This window comes from uncultured Desulfovibrio sp. (assembly GCF_944324935.1).
Taxonomy (GTDB): Bacteria; Desulfobacterota; Desulfovibrionia; order Desulfovibrionales; family Desulfovibrionaceae; genus Desulfovibrio.
The window spans coordinates 12,651-32,358 of the sequence record NZ_CALUYG010000023.1 but is presented as its reverse complement, the minus strand read 5'-3'; the positions used below and the strand labels follow the sequence as shown (position 1 = coordinate 32,358).

General features: G+C 67.0%; 18 protein-coding genes. 15 read left to right on the top strand and 3 right to left on the bottom strand.

Annotated elements, in window-relative coordinates:
* The first annotated feature begins 74 nt into the window (after positions 1-74).
* The 11 genes from Q0J54_RS06980 to Q0J54_RS06930 all read left to right on the top strand — a co-directional run bounded on the left by Q0J54_RS06980 (position 75) and on the right by Q0J54_RS06930 (position 11,354).
* Positions 75-1,325 (top strand): M20 family metallo-hydrolase, encoded by a 1,251-nt coding sequence (locus Q0J54_RS06980; RefSeq protein WP_296304741.1) that lies wholly within the window; start codon positions 75-77, stop codon positions 1,323-1,325.
* Positions 1,306-3,204, top strand: a complete 1,899-nt coding sequence (gene mnmG / locus Q0J54_RS06975; RefSeq protein WP_296304740.1) for a tRNA uridine-5-carboxymethylaminomethyl(34) synthesis enzyme MnmG — start codon at positions 1,306-1,308, stop codon at positions 3,202-3,204. Before Q0J54_RS06980 ends, mnmG begins: the two co-directional genes overlap by 20 nt.
* Before the next feature lie 46 nt (positions 3,205-3,250).
* The gene (locus tag Q0J54_RS06970) at positions 3,251-4,168 is read left to right on the top strand and encodes a PilZ domain-containing protein (protein WP_296304739.1); all 918 of its coding nucleotides are present in this window, start codon (positions 3,251-3,253) and stop codon (positions 4,166-4,168) included.
* A 24-nt stretch (positions 4,169-4,192) separates the two neighbouring features.
* Complete coding sequence (locus tag Q0J54_RS06965) at positions 4,193-5,041, top strand: hemolysin family protein (protein WP_296304738.1); 849 nt, start codon at positions 4,193-4,195, stop codon at positions 5,039-5,041.
* A gap of 1 nt (position 5,042) precedes the next feature.
* Positions 5,043-6,605, top strand: coding sequence for an apolipoprotein N-acyltransferase (lnt, locus tag Q0J54_RS06960; protein WP_296304737.1), 1,563 nt, complete (start codon positions 5,043-5,045; stop codon positions 6,603-6,605).
* 14 nt (positions 6,606-6,619) lie between these two features.
* Positions 6,620-7,733, top strand: a protein-coding gene (gene prfB / locus Q0J54_RS06955; protein WP_296304736.1) for a peptide chain release factor 2 whose coding sequence is annotated in 2 segments (ribosomal slippage) — positions 6,620-6,694 and positions 6,696-7,733 — 1,113 coding nt in all. Because the reading frame shifts where the segments join, the coding sequence is not laid out codon by codon here.
* Entirely contained in the window at positions 7,717-8,514 is a 798-nt protein-coding gene (locus Q0J54_RS06950) for a hypothetical protein (RefSeq protein WP_296304735.1), read from the top strand. Before prfB ends, Q0J54_RS06950 begins: the two co-directional genes overlap by 17 nt.
* Positions 8,514-9,320 (top strand): MinD/ParA family protein, encoded by an 807-nt coding sequence (locus tag Q0J54_RS06945; protein WP_296304734.1) that lies wholly within the window; start codon positions 8,514-8,516, stop codon positions 9,318-9,320. Before Q0J54_RS06950 ends, Q0J54_RS06945 begins: the two co-directional genes overlap by 1 nt.
* Before the next feature lie 103 nt (positions 9,321-9,423).
* Complete coding sequence (locus Q0J54_RS06940; protein ID WP_296304751.1) at positions 9,424-9,699, top strand: HU family DNA-binding protein; 276 nt, start codon at positions 9,424-9,426, stop codon at positions 9,697-9,699.
* A gap of 30 nt (positions 9,700-9,729) precedes the next feature.
* Positions 9,730-10,611 carry a 4-hydroxy-tetrahydrodipicolinate synthase gene (gene dapA, locus Q0J54_RS06935; RefSeq protein ID WP_296304733.1) on the top strand — a complete coding sequence of 294 codons (882 nt, stop codon included), beginning with the start codon at positions 9,730-9,732 and terminating at the stop codon, positions 10,609-10,611.
* Positions 10,612-10,730: 119 nt separating this feature from the next.
* A complete protein-coding gene (locus Q0J54_RS06930; RefSeq protein WP_296304732.1) occupies positions 10,731-11,354 on the top strand; it encodes a flavodoxin family protein in 624 nt (207 codons plus the stop codon).
* 162 nt (positions 11,355-11,516) lie between these two features.
* Here the strand turns inward: Q0J54_RS06930 and Q0J54_RS06925 are convergent, their stop codons facing one another.
* Positions 11,517-12,836 carry an amidohydrolase gene (locus Q0J54_RS06925; RefSeq protein ID WP_296304731.1) on the bottom strand — a complete coding sequence of 440 codons (1,320 nt, stop codon included), beginning with the start codon at positions 12,834-12,836 and terminating at the stop codon, positions 11,517-11,519.
* Positions 12,837-12,898: 62 nt separating this feature from the next.
* On the opposite strand from Q0J54_RS06925, the gene Q0J54_RS06920 reads away from it, so the two are divergent.
* The 4 genes from Q0J54_RS06920 to secF all read left to right on the top strand — a co-directional run bounded on the left by Q0J54_RS06920 (position 12,899) and on the right by secF (position 16,982).
* A complete protein-coding gene (locus tag Q0J54_RS06920) occupies positions 12,899-13,702 on the top strand; it encodes an alpha/beta fold hydrolase (protein WP_296304730.1) in 804 nt (267 codons plus the stop codon).
* A gap of 107 nt (positions 13,703-13,809) precedes the next feature.
* Positions 13,810-14,154, top strand: coding sequence for a preprotein translocase subunit YajC (yajC, locus tag Q0J54_RS06915; RefSeq protein ID WP_296304729.1), 345 nt, complete (start codon positions 13,810-13,812; stop codon positions 14,152-14,154).
* 132 nt (positions 14,155-14,286) lie between these two features.
* On the top strand, positions 14,287-15,864 hold the full coding sequence (gene secD, locus Q0J54_RS06910) for a protein translocase subunit SecD (protein WP_296304728.1): 1,578 nt from the start codon (positions 14,287-14,289) through the stop codon (positions 15,862-15,864).
* A gap of 17 nt (positions 15,865-15,881) precedes the next feature.
* Complete coding sequence (secF, locus tag Q0J54_RS06905; protein WP_296304727.1) at positions 15,882-16,982, top strand: protein translocase subunit SecF; 1,101 nt, start codon at positions 15,882-15,884, stop codon at positions 16,980-16,982.
* Between the two features lie 634 nt (positions 16,983-17,616).
* On the opposite strand, the gene Q0J54_RS06900 is transcribed toward secF, so the two are convergent.
* Positions 17,617-18,576, bottom strand: a complete 960-nt coding sequence (locus tag Q0J54_RS06900) for an ABC transporter ATP-binding protein (protein ID WP_296304726.1) — start codon at positions 18,574-18,576, stop codon at positions 17,617-17,619.
* Complete coding sequence (gene cobT / locus Q0J54_RS06895; protein ID WP_296304725.1) at positions 18,573-19,688, bottom strand: nicotinate-nucleotide--dimethylbenzimidazole phosphoribosyltransferase; 1,116 nt, start codon at positions 19,686-19,688, stop codon at positions 18,573-18,575. Before cobT ends, Q0J54_RS06900 begins: the two co-directional genes overlap by 4 nt.
* Between the last annotated feature and the right edge of the window lie 20 nt (positions 19,689-19,708).

Genomic DNA, 19,708 nt, shown 5'->3' with positions numbered 1-19,708 from the left:
CGTCCCCTGTTTTCCAAGGAGGCTCGTCGGGCCTCCTTTTTTTGCATCCCGCCGGGATGTTTTCGGAGTCTGCCATGTCCGCACAACCGCTGCTTGACGCGCTGCTGCATCATCTGAGCGCGCAGGGCGATACCGTGGAGAACCTGCAACGCCGCCTCACGGCCTTTCGGGCGCTCGGCCCGGAAAACGGCGGCGACGGCGAAATGCCCAAAGCCCGCCAGATAGCCGACCTGCTCGGCGGCCCGGGCTCCCCCTTCACGCTGCGCTGGTGCAATGCGCCGGACGAACGCGTGTCCTGCGGCGAGCGGCCCAACCTCATCGCCCGTCTGCCCGGCAGGGAAACGCGGACCCTCTGGCTCTTCGCCCATACGGACGTGGTCCCCGCCGGGCCGGAGACCTCCTGGACCAGCGATCCCTGGACCGTGCGCCGGGAAGGCGACCTGCTCTACGGCCGCGGCGTGGAAGACAATCAGCAGGGTCTCGTAAGCATGCTGCTGCTGGCCGCCGCCCTGCGCGCCGCGCTGGAGGCCGGCGCGGAGCGTCCCACGCCGGGCCTCGGTCTGGTCTTCATGGCCGATGAGGAGTGCGGCAACGCCCGGGGATTGCAATACGTCCTCGAACAGGCCGGGGATCTGTTCCGGCCGGAAGATCTGTATATCGTGCCCGATTCGGGCTCGCCGGACGGCTCGGAAGTGGAAGTGGCCGAAAAACATGTACTCTGGCTGCGCGTACGCACCGCCGGCCGCCAGTGTCATGCCTCGCAGCCGCAATGCGGGGCCAACGCCTTCGTGGCCGGGGCCGCCGCCGTGCTGGCCTGCGCCGGACTGGCGGAGGATTTCCCGGAGACGGACGCGCTCTTCCAGCCGCCCTGTTCCACCTTCGTGCCCACACGCCATGAGGGCGGGGCCGACAGCATCAACATCCTGCCGGGCGACGACTGCTTTTATGTGGACTGCCGCCTGCTGCCGGACGTGACGCCCGAAAGCGTGCTGGCCGCCGCGCGGGCGCGCACGGCGGAGACGGCCCGCCGCTACGGCGTGGACATCACGGTGGACATCCACCACCATCAGGCGGCCAGCGTCACCCCGCGGGACAGCCCCGTGGTCGGCGCGCTGGCCGAAGCCGTCGCCGCCGTCTACGGCGTGACGGCCCGCCCCGTGGGCATCGGCGGAGCCACGGTGGCGGCGCTGCTGCGCCGTCAGGGCCTGCCCGCCGTGGTCTGGAGCCGCCTGTGCAACACCTGCCATCAGCCCGACGAACACTCGTCCATCGCCGCCACCATCGGCGACGCCAAGGTCTTTGCCCATGTGCTCTGCCGCTCTTGACCTCTCCGACCGGGATCGCTTCGCGGCCATCGTGGTGGGCGGCGGCCATGCCGGCTGCGAAGCCGCCGCCGCGCTGGCCCGGCTGGGACATCCCACCCTGCTCGTGACCGGCAACGTGGACCGTCTGGGCCATCTGTCCTGCAATCCGGCCATCGGCGGCCTGGCCAAGGGGCAGATGGTCCGCGAGATCGACGCCCTCGGCGGCATGATGGGCCTCTGGGCCGACGCGGCGGGCATCCAGTTCCGCACGCTCAACATGAGCAAGGGCCCGGCCGTGCGCTCCACGCGCGCCCAGATGGACCGACAGGCCTACATGAAGGCCGTGCGTACCACTCTGTTCGGCCTGCCGCACCTGCGCATCTGGCAGGACGAGGTGGTGGACGTCCTCACGGACGACGGCGGCGTCCGCGGCGTGCTGACCGCGCTGGGCCTGCGCTTTTACGCGCCGCACGTCCTGCTCACCACCGGGACTTTTCTGGAGGGACGCATCCATGTGGGGCTGACCCACCTGCCCGGCGGCCGGCTGGGCGACGCGCCGGCCCACGGGCTTTCCGCCGCGCTGCGGCGGCTGGGCTTCCGGCTGGGCCGCCTCAAGACCGGCACATGTCCGCGTCTGCTGCGCTCGTCCATCAACTACGATCAGCTCGAGGAACAGCGGGGGGACACGCCGCCGCCGCGCTTCAGCTTCCGCGGGCCGGGCCCCGTGCTGCCGCAGGTGAGCTGCCACATCACCTGGACCAATGAGGCCGCCCATGCGGCCATCCGCAGCGGTTTCGACCGCTCGCCGCTGTTCACGGGCGTCATCGAAGGCACGGGCGCGCGCTACTGCCCCTCGGTGGAGGACAAGGTGGCCCGCTTCCCCGACCGTGAACGCCACCAGATCTTTCTGGAGCCCGAAGGCCTCGACAGCGCCGAAGTCTACGCCAACGGCATCTCCACCAGTCTGCCGCTGGACGTGCAACAGGCCATGCTGGCTGCCATCCCCGGGCTGGAGCATGCCGTCATGGTGCGGCCCGGCTACGCCATCGAATACGATTACGCCAATCCCATACAGCTCGCCGGCACGCTGGAGAGCAAAGCCGTGCCCGGTCTCTGGCTGGCCGGGCAGATCAACGGCACGTCCGGCTATGAGGAAGCGGCGGCCCAGGGCCTGTGGGCGGCGCTCAACATCTCCTGCCGGCTGCGCGACCTGCCGCCTTTCCTGCCGGACCGCGCCTCCTCCTACATGGCCGTGCTGGTGGACGACCTCGTCACGCTGGGCACGGAGGAGCCGTACCGCATGTTCACCTCCCGCGCCGAACACCGCCTGCTCCTGCGGGAGGACAATGCCGACATCCGTCTGACGCCGCTGGGGCGGGAGCTGGGCCTTGTGGACGATGTCCACTGGGCGCTCTTCCAGCGCAAGCGGGAAGGGGCGGCGAAGCTGCGCCGTCTGCTGGAGACGGAACGCCTGCCGGCGACCCTGCCGGACGCGAGCCTGCACGGGCGCACCCTGGCCGAGGCCCTGCGACGGCCCGAGCTGGAGCTTGAGCGCCTGGCCGACTGGCATGCCGGCCTTGCCGCCCTGCTGGCCGAGGAGGCCGATGCCGCCTTCAGCGTACAGGTGGACATCAAGTACGCGGGCTACCTGGAACGCCAGCGCGAGCTGGTGGCCAGGGCCAGGTCGCTGGAATCGGTTCCCTTGCCGGAAGATCTGGACTATAGTGCCGTGGTCGGCCTCTCTCGCGAGGTGGAAGAAAAGCTGCAACGCGTACGACCACGCAATCTGGGACAGGCCGGACGCATTTCCGGCGTGACTCCCGCGGCCGTCAGTTGTCTGGAGATCCATTTGCACAAGCTGGGCCTGCTGCGCACCTCCCCGCCGGCAGCCACCCGCTGAATCGCCGAACCGCCGTGCCGCTCGTCGTCACCGTCTGGAGAAACGCATGTCGCCACTGCTGATCATCTCACTGAGCCTTGTCGGAGGGCTGCTCCTTTTCATCCTGGGCTATTTTTGGCAAAAGCACGCCCATTCCCGCCATTCGCAAAAACATTTCCACACCATCGTCCGCAGCATCCTGGACGATGCCCTGCTCTCGCGCGAGATCTTCGAGATCGAGCCGGACGCGCCGGGCATCGGCTGTCGCAGCTACCGGGGCCAGCTCGAAACGCAGGAAAAGGACAAGCTGCTTTTCCGCATGCTGGACCCCATTGCCCATTCCCTGACCAACGCGCCGGCCTATCTGCTGTTTCGCGCCAAAGAACAGGCCGGCCAGCAATATTTCAAATTCTGCTGCGAGATTCGCAAGGTCATCCCCGACGAACCCTTCCAGGCTGTGGAGATGAGCTTTCCCGTCAGCATGGAGATCGGACACAAGCGCTCGTTCGCCCGCATCGTCCCGCCGCAGGACAAGATACGCCTGCTGAGCCTCTGGACCATCACGCCCCAGCAGCCCATGCCTCTCAGCCTTGAGCAGGTCGGCCCGCCCGTTCTGGCGGCCAAGCGCGGCGCGGCCTCACCGCCGCTCTTCCTGGCGGACATCTCCGCCTCGGGCATGGCCATCGGTTTTCCGCTGGAGAAGAAAGAGGCCGCTCCCCCCGTTGACCTTGAAAGAGGTTCCCCGTTATTCTGCCTGCTGGTATTCGAGATGGACGGTCAGCCCGTCACCTTCTGGGCGACCTGTTCGGTCAACAATACCCGCCTGCGGGAAAATCCGCCGGCCCTTCTGGTGGGGCTGGAGTTCACCAACTGGGCGCTGCTCCAGCCCGGCGAACGTGTCCTGAAGTGGTTTCATGCATCCCCGCTCAAAGGCGTCGACCCCATCCTGCGCTGGGTCGAGAGCCTGAGCGGACATCATCACTAACTCCCTTCAACAAAGGAGGTCATTGTGGACGGTGGTTCCGAGAGTCACAGTAGTATCTGGTCGCGTCTTGGACGCCTGTTCGGGCGCGACGACGAGGAATCCCTCGAAAAAGCCATCCTGGAAGCCCGGGCCGAAGGCGAAGTGGAACCCGACGAGGAATCCATGCTGCTCGGCATCCTGCGCTTCAACGACCTGCAAGTGCAGGACACCATGACGCCGCGCACCGACATCGACTGCGTGCCGGAAGACATGCCCCTGGCGGAGGTGGCGCGCGTCATCGTGACGTCCGGCCACTCCCGCATCCCCGTTTTCCGGGAGACCCGCGACAACATCGTCGGCATCCTGCACGCCAAGGACATCCTCAGCTGCCTGCTTTCGCCGGAGACCGGCTCCCAGACCCTTTCCGCCATCATGCGCGATCCCTTCTTCGTGCCGGAGACCAAACCCATACGTACCCTGCTGCAGGAATTTCGGGCCCGCAAACAGCATATCGCCATCGCGCTTGACGAATACGGCGGCACATCCGGCCTCATCACCATCGAGGATCTGCTCGAGGAGATCGTGGGCGACATCGAGGACGAACACGATGCCCCCCGCCAGGAAGACATCCGGGAGATCGAACCGCGGATCTACGAGCTGACCGGCCGTGCCCTGCTGGAAGACCTGCAGGAACTCGGCGTGGACATCGAGTCCGACGAGGTGGACACCATCGGCGGCTATCTGAGCATGGAAGCCGGCCATGTGCCCGGCCCCGGCGAACGCTTTGCCCTGCATGGCTGGCTTTTCACGGTGCAGGATGCGGACAAGAAGCTTATCCGGCGGCTGCGTATGGAGCCCGACCCGGAGGCCGCCCCCGCCCACGATGAGGAGTAGCATGCTGCCGGCCTGGCCCCCGTCCCGCGAGGGCATACTGTCGCGCGCGCTCCTGCCGCTGGCCGTCGCCGGCTGCCTCTGGCTGGGCTTTGCGCATCCCCTCCCCTTCCTGCCGGATGCCCTGCCGCCTCTGGCGCTGCTCGTGCCGCCGCTGCTGGCGCTCATCGGCCTGCGGGCCGGACAGGCCGGGCAGGCTTTCCGGCGCGGCTGGCTGGCGGCCTGGGGCGGACATCTGGCGGCGCTCTACTGGCTGTATCTGCCCATTTATCAGGTGGGCGGGCTGCCGTGGTGGCTGGCCGTCCCCTGCGCGGCCTTCGTGGCGGCCTGTCTGGCCAGCGCGGGCGGGCTCTTTGCCTGGGCCGCCCACCTGCTGCGACGGCGCACGCCGCTGGTGCTGGCCCTCTCGCTGGGCCTGTGCTGGTATCTGCTGGAATGGGGCTACGCGGTGGTGGCGGGCTTTCCCTGGCTGCCGCTGTACGGGGCGCTCGCGGCCTGGCCGTTGCTCATCCAGCCGGCGGACCTGCTGGGCGGCTATCTGCTGGACGGCTCCTGGGCCTTTCTCCTCGTTTTATTGTTCATGGCGCCGCACGGCAGGCGTTATCCGCTGCTTGCCCTGCTGCTCATGCTCGCCGCGCTGGCCTACGGCTGGTGGCGTCTCGAGAGCGAGCCCCCTGATCCCCTGCCGCAGGGCAGCGGCAGCTTTGCCGTGCTCTTCGCCGAGGGCAACATCGACCAGAACCAGAAATGGCTGCCGGCCTTCCAGCGCAGCACCGTCCAGACCTATCTTCGCCTGACGGAAGAGATGCTGGCCGCCCATCCCGGCGAACATCCGCTCATCATCTGGCCGGAAACGGCCCTGCCTTTCAACCTCATGGCCGCCAATCCGCACACGCCGCGCATACGCGAACTGGCCGCCCGGGCACGCTGCCCCCTGCTGACCGGCGCTCCCGGCTTTGAAGGCAGCCGGGCGGACATGCGGGTCTACAACCGGGCCTATCTCATCGGCCCGGACGGCAGCCTGGCGGGCTACTACGACAAGGAGCACCTCGTGCCCTTCGGCGAATATGTGCCGGACTGGCTGCAGTGGAATTTTCTGGAAGGCCTGCTGCAGCAGGTGGGCGTCTATACTCCCGGAACCCGCCTGAGCCCCCTGCGCAGCAGCGGTCTTGAACTGGGGATGCTCATCTGTTATGAAGGAATATTTCCGTGGCTTGCCCAGCAACGGGTGCGCGACGGCGCCAACGTGCTGGTGGACATCAGCAACGACGGCTGGTTCGGCCGCTCGCCGGCGGCATTACAGCATCTGCGCCTCACGGCCGTACGCGCCGTGGAGCAGAACCGCTGGATCCTGCGAGGGACCAATACCGGCATCTCGGCCGTCATCGACGCGCGCGGCCGCGTCGTCCTGCGGGGGGGACAGTTTGAAGAGGCCGCCCACTGGGGACGGGCCCGCATCCTGTCGGAAACGACCCCCTACCACCGCATCGCCCGCTGGCTCCCCGCCGCGGCGGCCCTGCTCCTGCTGGGCCTGCTGTTTTTCGGCCCTGTGCGCCGCAACTTCTAACCCCTTGAAATCCCATGCTGCAAATCAGTGATCTCCGGGCCCGTTCCCAGACCCTTACCCAGCGTTTCGACAACCTCTGGGGGCGTCTTTGACGTCGCTTCCGATCAGAAACGACTTGCCGCCATCGAGCAGGAGCTTTCCCGTCCCGGAGCCTGGGACAAGCCGGAAGCTCTGACCCCCCTCCTGCGGGAGAAACGCCAGCTGGAAGATGAAGTGGAACGGCTGAACCGCCTGAAAACCGCCCATGACGATATGCTGGCCTGGCTGGAACTGGCCGCGGAGGACGGCGGCGAGGAGGCACTCGAGTCCCTGCACGACCAGCAGGATGCCCTGGATGCCCTGCTGGAGGATACCGAGCTCGTCATGCTGCTCTCCGGCGAGGAGGACAATCAGGACGCCATCCTGGAGATCCATCCCGGCGCGGGCGGCACGGAGTCGCAGGACTGGGCGGAAATGCTCCTGCGCATGTACACCCGCTGGGCCGCCCGCCGTGGTTACGAGGTGGAGGAGCTGGACTTCCTGCCCGGCGATGAGGCCGGCATAAAGAGCGTCACCCTGCGCATCGTCGGGCCGCACGCCTTCGGCTTTTTGCGCAGCGAACGCGGCATCCACCGGCTCATCCGCATCTCCCCCTTCGACGCCTCGGGCCGCCGCCACACCTCTTTCGCCTCGGTGGACGTCATCCCCGATGCGGGCAACGACATCGAGCTGGACATCAAGGAAAGCGATCTGCGCTTCGACACCTTCCGCTCCAGCGGCCCCGGCGGGCAGAGCGTCAACACCACGAGCTCCGCCGTGCGCGTGACCCACATCCCCACCGGCATCTCGGCCCAGTGCCAGAACGAGAAGTCGCAGCATCACAACAAGGAATCCGCCCTGCGCATCCTCAAGGCCCGTCTCTACAATCTCGAGCTGCAAAAACGGGAGGCGGAACGGCAGGCGCAGTACGCCGGCAAGGACGCCATCGCCTTCGGCAGCCAGATACGCACCTACACCCTCCAGCCTTACCGGCTGGTCAAGGATCATCGCACCAACAGCGAAGCCGGGGATGTGGAGGCGGTGCTCAACGGCCAGATAGACCAGTTCCAGCACGACTACCTCCTTTACCGCCATGAGCAGCAACGCTGATTTTGACGATCTGCTGACCGAATTGCGGGAGCTGCGGGATGCCCCGCCCTCCGGTACGGGGACCGAACTGCTGGTTCTGCGCCGCGTGCACGGCATGACGCCGGAAAAATGGCGCGCCTTCCGCCAGCGTTACCCCAACAGCCGCTGGGGGGCCCTGCCGCTCAACGACTCCGCGGTGACACGGGCGCTGAGCGGCCTCATGGACAAAAGCTCCTCGGATCTCTGCCCCGATGCCTGTCCGCCCCTGCAAGCCACGGATCATGTACTGGCGCGCATGCTGTGCAGCGAGCTCTTTCTTTCCCAGATGGAACGCGACCTGCAACGCCTGCAACGCAGCGGCGGACAGCTCTCGCTCATCTGCATGGATCTGACGGACGAGGCCCGCGCGAGCGCGCGCTGTACGCACATCATGGTGCGGCTTGCCGGCATCGTCGCGCAGAGTATGGAAGCCTGCGATACCCTGGGCGCGCTGCCGGAGCGCGGCATAGCGCTCATGCTGCCGGGCTACGGGCCGCTGCGGGCCAGGTCGCTGGCCATGCGCCTGCGCGACCGCTACCTGCTCGACAGCCCGCCGGAGGATGCCTGCGGCTTCGCCGTGCTCAGCTTTGCGCAGACGTCACGCATGGCGGTAGCGGATCTGCTGGCGCGCATCGAGCCGCTGCTTGACCAGGCGCGCCTCCAGCCGGACAATGTGCAGTGCGAGACCGTCAACACCCTGCGGCAGCCCGACACCCTCGTGCAGTCGCAGGAAAAACGCTTTCTCTTCTTTGGGGGTGCCTGATGGCCAACACAACCTTGAGCATTGCCGTTATGAGCGGCAAGGGCGGCGTGGGCAAGACCAATCTGTCCCTGAATCTGGCCTGCGGCCTCTATCAGGCCGGGTATACGGCTCTTCTTATGGACTGCGACCTCGGGCTGGCCAATCTGGACGTGCTGCTGGGCATCATCCCCGAAGGCAACCTCCAGCATGCCCTCATGGGACAGATGCCCCTGAGCAAGGTCCTCTACCCGGTGGAGCCTCGCGGTTTCGACGTGCTGCCCGCCGCCTCCGGCGTGCCCGAACTGGTGGATCTCAGCCCGGAGATGCGTCACGAACTCCTGCAAAAGCTGGAACCCGTCTTTTCGGGATACGACTACGTCTTCATGGATCTCGGCGCGGGCATCTCCGATACCGTGCAGAGCTTCGCGGCCATGGCGGCCATGCGGCTCGTGGTCATCACCCCCGAGCCGACCTCCCTCACGGACAGCTACGCCTTTATGAAAGTCCTGAGCACCCGCCACGCCATGAAGGATTTCATGGTGGTGGTCAATCAGGCCGGTTCCGCCCGCGAGGCGCAGGCCGCCTTTGACAAGCTCAAGGGCGCCTGCGCCCATTTCCTCAAGTTTGAGCCTGTCTTGCTCGGGCATGTACGCACCGACGCCAAACTGACCGAGGCCGTCTGCCGGCAACAGCCCCTCATGCGCTACGCGCCGGGCAGCCCCGCCGCCCAGGATATGGAAAAGATCGCCGCCCGCCTGCAAAAATGCCGGCTGGCCATGCTCGACCAGCTTGCCCAACGTCCCGTCCTCCAGGACCCCGCGCTCTAAAGCCTTTACCTTGAAGCCAAAACAGGGTAATGAACACACTTGCGTCATTGCCTAAAAGAGGCCAGCTTCCTGACGCACTCCCCCCCAACTTCTAGGAGGCATGATGAACAAGAGCGAGCTTATCAAGACTCTGGCCGAGGAAGCCAATCTGGCGATGGAGGACGCCACGCTGGTTGTCAATACCTTTGTCGACGCCATGAAGGACGCTCTCATCGCCGGGGACCGCATCGAGATCCGCGGTTTCGGCAGTTTCAAGGTCAAGGAATACAGCGGATACGCCGGGCGCAACCCCAAAACCGGGGAAAGCGTCTCGGTCATCCCCAAACGGCTGCCCTTCTTCCGGGCAGGCAAGGAATTGAAGGAATACATCAATCAGTAAGCCGGGCCGGGCTGCCGGCAAGGAGGATATATGCTGTTTTCCGGTGCGATGACTGCTCTGGTGACCCCGTTCAAAAACGGCGCTGTGGACGAAGACGCCTACCGCGCGCTTATCGAATGGCAGATCGCGGAAGGTATCCACGGCCTCGTGCCCTGCGGCACCACCGGCGAATCCGCCACCCTCACCCATGAGGAGCACGAGCGCGTCATCGGCATCTGCATCGAACAGGTGGCCGGACGCGTGCCCGTGCTGGCCGGCGCGGGCTCCAACAACACCGAGGAAGCCATCCGCCTGACCCGCTTTGCCCGCAAGGCCGGCGCGGACGGCGCCCTGCTCATCACGCCCTATTACAACAAACCCACGCAGGAGGGGCTGTACCGCCACTTCCGCGCCATCGCCGGCGCGGTGGACATCCCGCTCGTGCCCTACAATGTGCCGGGCCGTACGGGCTGCAACATGCTGCCCGCCACCCTGGGCCGCCTTGCCCGGGAATGCCCGACCATCGTGGGCGTGAAGGAAGCCACCGGCGATCTGCATCAGGGCAGCCAGACCATCGCCGCCTGTCCCAGGGGCTTCAGCGTGCTCTCCGGTGACGACTTCACCGCGCTGCCACTTATGAGCATCGGCGGCAGCGGGGTCATCTCCGTCACGTCCAACATCATGCCGGGCGCCATGTCCCGTATGTGCACCCTCTTCAAGGAAGGCAACCTTGCCGAGGCCGCGCGCCTGCATCACGAACTCTACGATCTGCATCAGGCCATGTTCGTGGAAAGCAATCCCATCCCGGTCAAGACCGCTCTTGCCCTCATGGGCAAGATGGATCTGGAATTGCGCCTGCCCCTCTGCCCCCTGTCCGACGCTCACCTCGACGAACTCAAGGCGGCGCTGCACAGACACGCTCTCATCGCCTGATCGCCGGACACCTTACCGGGAATACGGTCGGCCGCCGTAAGGAGGCCGACTTTTTTCATTGGGGACAGCTCCCGGATCCCCCCGGGAGCGTTCCACAACCTCAGCACCGGAGACAGACCATGAACGTCCTCCTCGTCAACGGCAGCCCGCACGCCAAGGGCTCCACCGCCACCGCCCTCCAGACCATCGCCACCCGTCTGAGCGAGAACGGCATCGACTCCACCCTGCTCCATGTGGGCCACAAGGCCGTTCGCGGCTGTATCGCCTGCGGCAAATGCGTGCAGACCGGCCAGTGCATCTTCGAGGACGACCCGGTCAATGAAGGCATCCGCCTCCTCAAGGAAGCCGACGGCATCATCGTGGGCTCGCCCGTCTATTACGCCGGGCCCAACGCCACCCTCTGCGCCTTTCTCGACCGCGTCTTCTACTGCAAGGCCGCACCCTACGCCTTCAAGCCCGCGGCCGTGGTGGTGAGCTGTCGCCGCGGCGGCGCTTCCGCCTCCTTCGACCGGCTCAACAAATACTTTACCATGTGCCGCATGCCGCTGGTCAGCTCCCAGTACTGGAACTCCATCCACGGCAACAATGCCGAAGAAGCCCGGCAGGACAAGGAAGGCCTCCAGACCATGCGCACCCTCGCCGACAACATGAGCTGGATGCTCAAGTGCATCGCCGCCGGCAAGGCCGCCGGCATCATGCCGCCTACGCCCGAACCCTGGGAAAAGACCAACTTCATCCGGTAAACTTTTGGCAGGATACCGGATGTGAGGGGAGGGGGCCCCCGCGCCGGCAGCGACCGAAAGGCGGCCCGCAGGGCCGTGCCCGTCAGGCGACGCAGGAGCCTTACGGGCATCAACAGCAGAGCGAGGGGGTCCCCCTTCCCCCCAACGCGACTATTCCCAGAACTACACGGGGGAGCGGCGGAGCACGGCTTGCCGGACGGCCCGGAATTCCTGCCGCAGGGCCGGATAGTCGAAGCGGGGGTAGCGGCCGTCCTGATAGACGATCTCGCCCTGGATCATGGTCAGGCGCACTTCATGCCCGCTGGCGGCATAGACCAGATGGGAGACGGGGTGATAGAGGGGCTGGAGGTTGGGCACATCCAGATCCAGCGCCACGAGGTCGGCGGGCAGCCCCACGGCGAGCTGGCCGAGGCGGCTGTCGTGCAGGGCGCGCGCGCCGTGGCGGGTGGCCATGTCCAGCACCTGCTGTGCCCGCAGGGCGGTGGGATCGCCGGAGGACACCTTGTGCAACAGGGCTGTCTGACGCATCTCGGCGAACATGTTGAGCTGATTGTTGCTGGCGGCCCCATCGGTGCCGAGGGCCACATCCAGCCCGGCATCGAGCAGCTGGCGGACGGGCATGATGCCGGAGGCCAGCTTCATGTTGGAGGAGGGGTTGTGCACGGGCACGACGTCGCAACTGGCCAGCAGTGCGGCTTCATCGGGCGTGACGTCCACCAGATGAGCCACCGTGCAGGGGACCTCGAACAATCCGCAGTCCGCGGCCTGCGCCACCGGGCGCTTGCCGTGCAGGGAGAGACACTGGGCGGTCTCGTCCGGACTTTCGGCGAGGTGGATATGCAGCGGCAGGGCCAGGCCGGCCGCCAGGTCCCGGCAGGCCCGCAGTATCTCCGGCGTGGTGGTGTAGACGCTGTGCGGCATGACGGCCAGGTGCAGGCGGTCGCTGCCCTGCCAGCGCTCGCTCAGGCGCAAGGTGGTCTCCAGCGCGGCCCGGTAGTCCGGGCAGCAGGCGGACGGGAACTGGAAGGCCCCCTCGCCGGCGACGCAGCGGATGCCTGCCGTATGGGCGGCCTCCAGCACCTGCTCTTCATGGATGTACATGTCCAGACAGGCCGTCGTGCCGGTACGGAGCATCTCCGCAAAGCCGAGCAGGCTGCCCAGCCGCACCTCTTCGGGGGTGAGTCCCGCCTCCACGGGAAAGATGCGCTGCCGGAGCCAGTCGATGAGCGGCATGTCGTCGGCCAGGCCGCGCAGCATGGTCATGGCGGCGTGGGTATGGGCATTGACGAGGCCCGGCAGAACGAGCATGCTGGAGCAATCCAGCACATCGGCGGCCTGCCAGCGGACCGTCAGGTCTGCCTGAGGCCCCATATCGACCACCCGCCCTTGCCGGACGGCAAGGGCGGCGTCTTCGAGGATGCGGCGCTGATCATCCTGTGTGATGAGCAGTCCCGCCAGAATGAGCGTATCGCAAGCGTTCATGCAACTTCCTTTCCGCGGTGGCGGAAGGGTATCTATAGCCCGTTCGCGGGCCGGGAGCAAGAATGTCGTGTCTGCTGCTGCACGGGCTGGCAGGCAGCCCGTTCGAGATGCAGCCGCTGGCCGGGGCCCTGGAAGCGGCCGGCCTTGCGGTGTGCAACGAGCTCCTGCCGGGGCATGGCGGCGCGCTGTCCGCCTATCTTGAAAGCGACTATGGCCAGTGGCGGACGGCGGCGCTGGCACGCTACCGGGAGCTTGGCCGCCAGGGGCCTGTCTGGCTGGCCGGCTATTCGCTGGGCGGACTGCTGGCGCTGGAAATCTGCGCTGCCGCCGCCCGGGGAGAGCTGCCGCCCCCGGCCGGACTGCTGGCCCTGGCCGTGCCGCTCTATTTCCGCAAGTGGCATCCGTATTTCTGTGCCGCGCCGCAATTCCGCTTCCTGCGCTGGCGGGCGCGTCTGCGGCCCTGCGTGTCCCGGCCCCCGCGGTCGGCGGCGGCGCGAGAGGTCGCCCCCTGGCAGGGGCACGAGACCGTCTATTATCTGCCCCACTTCGTGGAGCTGGAAGCGGCTCAGCGCCGCCTGCGCCCCCTGCTGGGCACGCTGCGTACGCCGCTGTGCATCGTGCAGTTGCGCCATGACGTCTGCTGCCATCCCTGGAACAGCCTCTATCTGCTGCGCCGCTGGGGCGGCGGGGAGGCCGAACTCCATCTGCTGCGTACCGGCAGCCCGCACGGCGGGCATCTGCCCACGACTCACCGCGAATGCCGGGAACGGGTGGCGGAACTGGCCGTGGACTTCGCCCGGCGCTGTCTTGCGCCGGCAGCGGATGAACCCGCCGGCACGCCGGGTGACTGCGCGGCCGGAAACTGAGACTTGCATGTTTTGCGGGAGCAGGATAGGATACACAACCATTGTTCCGCAAACCATGAGCAGCTCCAGCTGACGGCGCTGCCACACATTCCTTTCGGAGGTACGCCTTGTTCCATTCCATCGCTTTTGCCATGGGCACGCCCCAGGCCGGCGGCGCTCCCGCCAGCGGCACCGACATGCTGGTGCAGTTCCTGCCGCTCATCCTCATGTTCGCCATCTTCTGGTTTCTGCTCATCCGTCCGCAGCAGAAGCGCGCCAAGGCGCACAAGCAGATGCTCTCCGAGCTCAAGCGCGGCGACCGCATCATGACGTCCGGCGGCTTCATCGGCCGCATCCTGGAGATCGACGACGAACAGATCCTGCTGGAGTGCGGCGAGGCCAAATTGCGCCTGAACCGCGGCGCCGTCGGGGCCGTGCTGGACAAGAACGGCAAGGTCGAAGAATCCAAGTAGGCGCTGCCCGACAGGCGGACGACCGTCTGACCTCTTTCCGATCCGGCCCCGCTGCGGCGGGGCCGTGATGCTGTTTGCCGGACACGCGCGCCACGCTGCCCGGCTCCTTATTTTTGAGCAAAAGGTAACCCCATGATAGGATTGCGTACACGTTTCGGCGTCGCTCTTGTCGTTTTTGTGCTGTGCCTTGTCTATGCCCTGCCCAGCATGCCCGGCATCGGGACGGCCCTGCACTCTGTCCTGCCGGACAAAAAGATCAACCTCGGCCTTGACCTTAAGGGCGGCATCCATCTCACCCTGGCGGTGGGCGTGGATCAGGCGGTCAGCAATTCGCTGGCCCTGGCCGGGCAGGATATCCGCCGCCTGGGCAAGGATGAGAAGATCGTCGTCCTCCGGCCACGCGTGGTGGGCGGCGACCGCCTGGAATTCCTCCTGCCGCGCGGCGACGACCGCCAGAAGCTGGAAGAACTGCTGCACAAGCACTATCCGCAGCTCGTCTTTGATGAGCCCGTGGCCGGCGACTCCGGCCAGCTCCGCTTCGTGGGACGCTTCACCGAGGCGGAGGCCAACCGTCTGAAGGACATGGCCGTCGACCAGGCCCTGCGCACCATCCGCAACCGCATCGACCAGTTCGGCGTGGCCGAACCGGACATCCGCAAGCAGGCGGGCTACCGTATCCAGGTGCAGTTGCCGGGCCTCTCCGACCCGCGTCGCGCCGTGCAGGTGCTGGGGCAGACGGCACACCTCTCCTTCCATCTGGTGCGTGAGGATGTGGATCCCCGTAAGCCCGTGCTGCCCTCGGGCGTCATGGCGCTGCCGCATCTGGAGCGGGGCGCGGCAAACGGGGAGGAACAGCTCATCGCCGTGGAAAAGGACGCCATGCTCTCCGGCGAGGATGTGGCCGACGCCCAGCCGACCTTTGAGCAGGGACAGGCCGCCGTCAGCCTGACGTTCAACAGCCGCGGGGCCGACATCTTCGAGCGCGTCACCGGCGAGAACGTGGGACGGCGCATGGCCATCGTGCTGGACGGCAAGGTCTATTCCGCGCCGGTCATCAAGCAGCGCATCGGCGGCGGCCGGGCCTCCATCTCCGGCAGCTTCACCACGCAGGAAGCCTCGGACCTTGCCGTGGTGCTGCGCTCCGGCTCCCTGCCCGCCCCCGTCACCGTGGAAGAAGAACGCACCGTGGGGCCCTCCCTGGGACAGGAATCCATCGACAGCGGCGTCCAGGCCGCCGTGGCGGGCGCTGCCGCCGTGGTGGTCTTCATGGCGTTCTACTACGGGCTGAGCGGCGTCATCGCCGACGTCATGCTCATCTTCACCATGCTCATCATCATGGCCGGCATGGCCGCCTTCGGCGCGACCCTCACCCTGCCCGGCATCGCGGGCATCGTGCTGACCATCGGCATGGCCGTGGACGCCAACGTGCTCATCTACGAGCGCATACGCGAGGAGCTGCTCCACGGCTTCTCGCCGCTGGCGGCGGTCAAGGCCGGCTTTGAGCGCGCCACCATCTCCATCACCGACTCCAACCTGACGACCATCATCGCCACGATCATCCTCTACCAGTTCGGCACAGGCCCCATCCGCGGCTTCGCGGTGACACTGTCGCTGGGCATCCTGGCCTCCATGTTCACGGCGATCTTTGTATCGCGCGCCATCTTCGAATACTGGGCGCGCAAGTGCGGCCCCAAGGGCATCAGCATCTAGGGCCGGGAGGAACGAACATGGCCTTTGCATTCATCAAGCACGGTACGCATATCGACTTCATCGGCAAGCGGCACATCGCCTATGCCCTCTCCGCCCTGCTCCTGCTGGTGGGGCTGGCCTCCGCCCTCTGGGGCAACGGCCTGCGCCTCGGCATCGACTTTGCCGGCGGCGTGGTGGCGCAGGTGCAGTTTGCCCAGCCCGTACAGGATGAGGCGCTCAAGAAAAGCCTGACCGCCACCGGCCTGCCCGGCGTCTCCACCCAGCGCTACGGCGACGACGGCCGTCAGTTCCTGCTGCGCGTCGCCACGGCCGAGGACAGCAGCTCCTCCGCCCTGCGCACCAGCATCCTGGACGCCCTGCACGCGGCCTTTCCCGACAATCCCGTGGAGATCCAGCGCTTCGAGGTGGTCGGCCCCAAGGTGGGCGACGATTTGACCAACAAGGCGCTGGCCGCCCTCTACTATGCGGTGCTGCTCATCGCCGTCTACATCTCCGGCCGCTTCGAACAGCGCTGGATGGCGGGCATCATCATGGCCGCCGCCCTCTGGGGCAGCATGTACGTCGTGGGCATGACCGGCCTCGGCATGGGCTGGCTTGTGCTGGCCGCGCTGGCGGTCACGTTGGGAGTCTGCTTCGTGCTCAAGCTCAACTTCGCCCTCGGGGCCGTGGTGGGCCTGCTGCATGACGTCTTCATCACCGTGGGCCTGCTCTCCCTGCTCGATGTGGAGATCGACCTCAACGTCATGGCCGCCCTGCTGACCCTCATCGGCTATTCCCTCAACGACACCATCATCGTCTATGACCGCCTGCGCGAAAACCTGCGGGCCGCCCCCACGGAAAAGCTGGACGAGCTCATCAACCGCAGCGTGAACCAGACGCTCTCGCGTACCATCCTCACCAGCGGCACGACCTTCATCGCCACCCTGGCCCTCTATCTGCTGGGCGGCGGCGTCATCCACGATTTCGCCCTGACCATGCTCATCGGCGTGTTCGTGGGCACGGCCTCCTCCATCTACGTCTCCTCGGCCGTCCTGCTGGCCCTGGGCGATACGGAACTCTACGTCCGGCAGCAGCAAAAGCCGGAATACGAAAAGCCGGGCGAACACGGCATCGTGTAGCACGGCGTGTTATAGGGGCGTTCTGTTCCGGGGGGAGTTCTGTTCCGGGGGGAGAGGACCCCCGCGCCTGGCGCGGGCGGGGGTTCACCTCCCCCAGGCCCCCCACCCTTCCCCCAGCGCGCTTTTAAAGCAGTTTGCCTTTGAAAAAGGCAAACTGCTCGGCGGCAGCACAGGGCCGCCCGGCCCAAAGTGAACGGAAAAACCGCGCTTTTTCCGCGAAACACCAGGCCGTATGGTTTGCAACGCAACGCCTTTCAAACGAAAAATGCGCTGACTCTACAGCCCCGCCCGCCATGAAGGGCGATGCGCTCAGCGTCCCTGCCTTTCCCCTGATAAAAGCGCGCTGGGGAAGGGTTGAGGGGCTTGGGGGGGAAGGATTACGGGGACGCCTTTTCTCGCTTCGCTGCGAAAAGGCTGAGCCCTCACGCGCCGGCGGCGACCGAAAGGCGGCCGCAGGCCGTGCCTGTTAGGCGACGGAGGAGCCTTACAGGCATCGACAGCAGAGCGCGACCGAAAGGCGGCCGCAGGCCGTGCCCGTCAGGCGACAAAGGAGCCTTACGGGCATCGACAGCAACGCGAGGGGTTTCCCTTCCCCCCAGACAAACAGCACAACACATCAACAGGTCTGGAACGCTCAGACGCCGGGATGATGGCAGCGCACCCGCCAGCCCTCCTCGAGCGTCCGCCAGTCGGGGACCGCGCGGCGGCAATCTTCCGTGGCACGGGCGCAGCGCGGATGGAAGGCGCAGCCCGGCGGCGGGTCCAGCGGACTGGGCAGCTCGTCGCTCTTGCCTGCCGCGGGCAGCCGCGTGCCGTCGGCCGTGGGCATGGCGGCCACCAGCGCCTGAGTATACGGATGGGCCGGACTCTGGAGCAGGCGCTCGCGCGGGCCCTCCTCCACCAGACGGCCCAGATACATGACCGCCACGCGCGGACACATGAAGCTGACCACCGACAGATCGTGGGAAATGAAGAGATAGGCCGGGCCGAAGTCCTCCTGCACGTCCCTGAGCAGATTGAGCACCTGCGCCTGTACGGAGGCATCCAGCGCGGAGACGGGCTCGTCGCAGACGACGAGGTCCGGCCGTGTGATCAGGGCCCGCGCCACGGCGATGCGCTGCCGCTGTCCGCCGGAAAATTCATGCGGATAGCGCCGCTCCAGCCCGGCCAGCCCCACGCGGGCGAACATGTCCGCCACGCGGGCCGCGCGCTCGGCACGGCTCAGGCTCGTGTCGCGCCGCAAGGGTTCCTCCACCGACGTGCCCACCCGCCAGCGGGGATTGAGCGAGGAAAAGGGGTCCTGGAAGACCATCTGCACCCGTCCGGCCGCGCTGCTGTTCGGCCCGGCCGGCGGCAGGGGCTGCCCGCCGAAGAGCACCTCCCCTTCACTGGGCGGCAGCAGACCGCAGACCATGCGCCCCAGCGTGGACTTGCCGCAGCCGGATTCTCCCACGAGCCCGAGGCTCTCCCCGGCCCGCAGCGTCATGTCCACGCCGGCTACGGCCGTCAACAGGGCCCGTTCCGCCCAGAGGCCGCGCCGCACGGCAAAGCGCCGCCAGACGTTGCGAAGTTGCAGCAGCGGCGCGCCGTTCATGCCAGCGACCCTTCCGGCGAGACCTGCGCGCTGTCGAAGGTCGCCATATCATTATAGATGGCCGCGGCGCAGCGCAGCAGATGACAGGCCACGGCCGCGCCCGTACCTTCGCCGAGCCGCATGCCCAGCGAGAGCAGCGGGCCGTTCGCGGCGAGCCGGGAGACGGCGGGCACATGCCCGGGCTCGGCCGAGGCATGGGCCAGGATGGCGTAATCGGCCAGCGTGGGGCAGATGCGTTCGGCGGCCGCATAGGCGGCGGAACAGATGAAGCCGTCCACCAGCACGGGCAGACGGCGGGAGGCCGCCCCCAGCATGATGCCGGCCATGATCACCAGCTCAAAGCCGCCCACGGCCGCCAGCACGGCAAGCGGATCGGCCTGGGCATGGCCGGCGGGGTCAAGGCCGTTGACGGCAAGGGCCGTCCGTACCACCTCCGCCTTGTGGGCGATCATGGTGCTGTCGGCCCCGGCGCCGGGGCCCACGGCCCGCTCGGGCGTGAAGCCCAGCAGAGCGCAATTGACGGCCGCCGCGGCCGTGCTGTTGCCGATGCCCATTTCCCCCGTGGCAAAGCAGACATAGCCCTGCGCGGCCAGCTCGCGCACCAGCCGCACGCCGCGCCGCAGGCCCTCGAGGCAGATCTCCCGCGTCATGGCCGGGCCCCGGCTCATGTCCGCCGTGCCGTCGCCGAGACGCAGGTCCACAAGCTGAGGATGCGGCGCATAGGGCCCGCCCGCGCAGCCGGCATCCACCACGCGCAGATCCATCCCGGAAGTGCGGCTCAGGACATTGACCCCCGCGCCGCCGTTGCAGAAATTGGCCACCATCTGCCGGGTCACGATCTGCGGGCAGGGCGAGACGCCCTGCGCGGTCACGCCGTGATCGCCGGCAACGGTGAGCATCATGGCCGGACTGACGCGCAGGGGTCTTGCCTCGGGGCGCATGGCCGCCAGACGCCGGGCCAGCTCCTCGAGCCGCCCCAGACTGCCGCGCGGCTTGGTAAGTTGATCGAGATGCGCTTGCGCGGCCTCGAGCGCCGCCGCGTCCACAGGAACGATCCGCAGGCCGGGAAGGATCTCCTCAAGCCGGGGACAGGAAGAAATATCGTTGTGCATCGGCCTGTGTTAGCCTTTTG

Coding starts and splice junctions, on each gene's coding strand:
- Q0J54_RS06980 (WP_296304741.1), top strand. CDS start 75: ATGTCCGCACAACCGCTGCTTGACGCGCTGCTGCATCATCTGAGCGCG.
- mnmG (WP_296304740.1), top strand. CDS start 1,306: ATGTGCTCTGCCGCTCTTGACCTCTCCGACCGGGATCGCTTCGCGGCC.
- Q0J54_RS06970 (WP_296304739.1), top strand. CDS start 3,251: ATGTCGCCACTGCTGATCATCTCACTGAGCCTTGTCGGAGGGCTGCTC.
- lnt (WP_296304737.1), top strand. CDS start 5,043: ATGCTGCCGGCCTGGCCCCCGTCCCGCGAGGGCATACTGTCGCGCGCG.
- Q0J54_RS06950 (WP_296304735.1), top strand. CDS start 7,717: ATGAGCAGCAACGCTGATTTTGACGATCTGCTGACCGAATTGCGGGAG.
- Q0J54_RS06945 (WP_296304734.1), top strand. CDS start 8,514: ATGGCCAACACAACCTTGAGCATTGCCGTTATGAGCGGCAAGGGCGGC.
- Q0J54_RS06940 (WP_296304751.1), top strand. CDS start 9,424: ATGAACAAGAGCGAGCTTATCAAGACTCTGGCCGAGGAAGCCAATCTG.
- dapA (WP_296304733.1), top strand. CDS start 9,730: ATGCTGTTTTCCGGTGCGATGACTGCTCTGGTGACCCCGTTCAAAAAC.
- Q0J54_RS06930 (WP_296304732.1), top strand. CDS start 10,731: ATGAACGTCCTCCTCGTCAACGGCAGCCCGCACGCCAAGGGCTCCACC.
- Q0J54_RS06925 (WP_296304731.1), bottom strand. CDS start 12,836: ATGAACGCTTGCGATACGCTCATTCTGGCGGGACTGCTCATCACACAG.
- Q0J54_RS06920 (WP_296304730.1), top strand. CDS start 12,899: ATGTCGTGTCTGCTGCTGCACGGGCTGGCAGGCAGCCCGTTCGAGATG.
- secD (WP_296304728.1), top strand. CDS start 14,287: ATGATAGGATTGCGTACACGTTTCGGCGTCGCTCTTGTCGTTTTTGTG.
- secF (WP_296304727.1), top strand. CDS start 15,882: ATGGCCTTTGCATTCATCAAGCACGGTACGCATATCGACTTCATCGGC.
- Q0J54_RS06900 (WP_296304726.1), bottom strand. CDS start 18,576: ATGAACGGCGCGCCGCTGCTGCAACTTCGCAACGTCTGGCGGCGCTTT.
- cobT (WP_296304725.1), bottom strand. CDS start 19,688: ATGCACAACGATATTTCTTCCTGTCCCCGGCTTGAGGAGATCCTTCCC.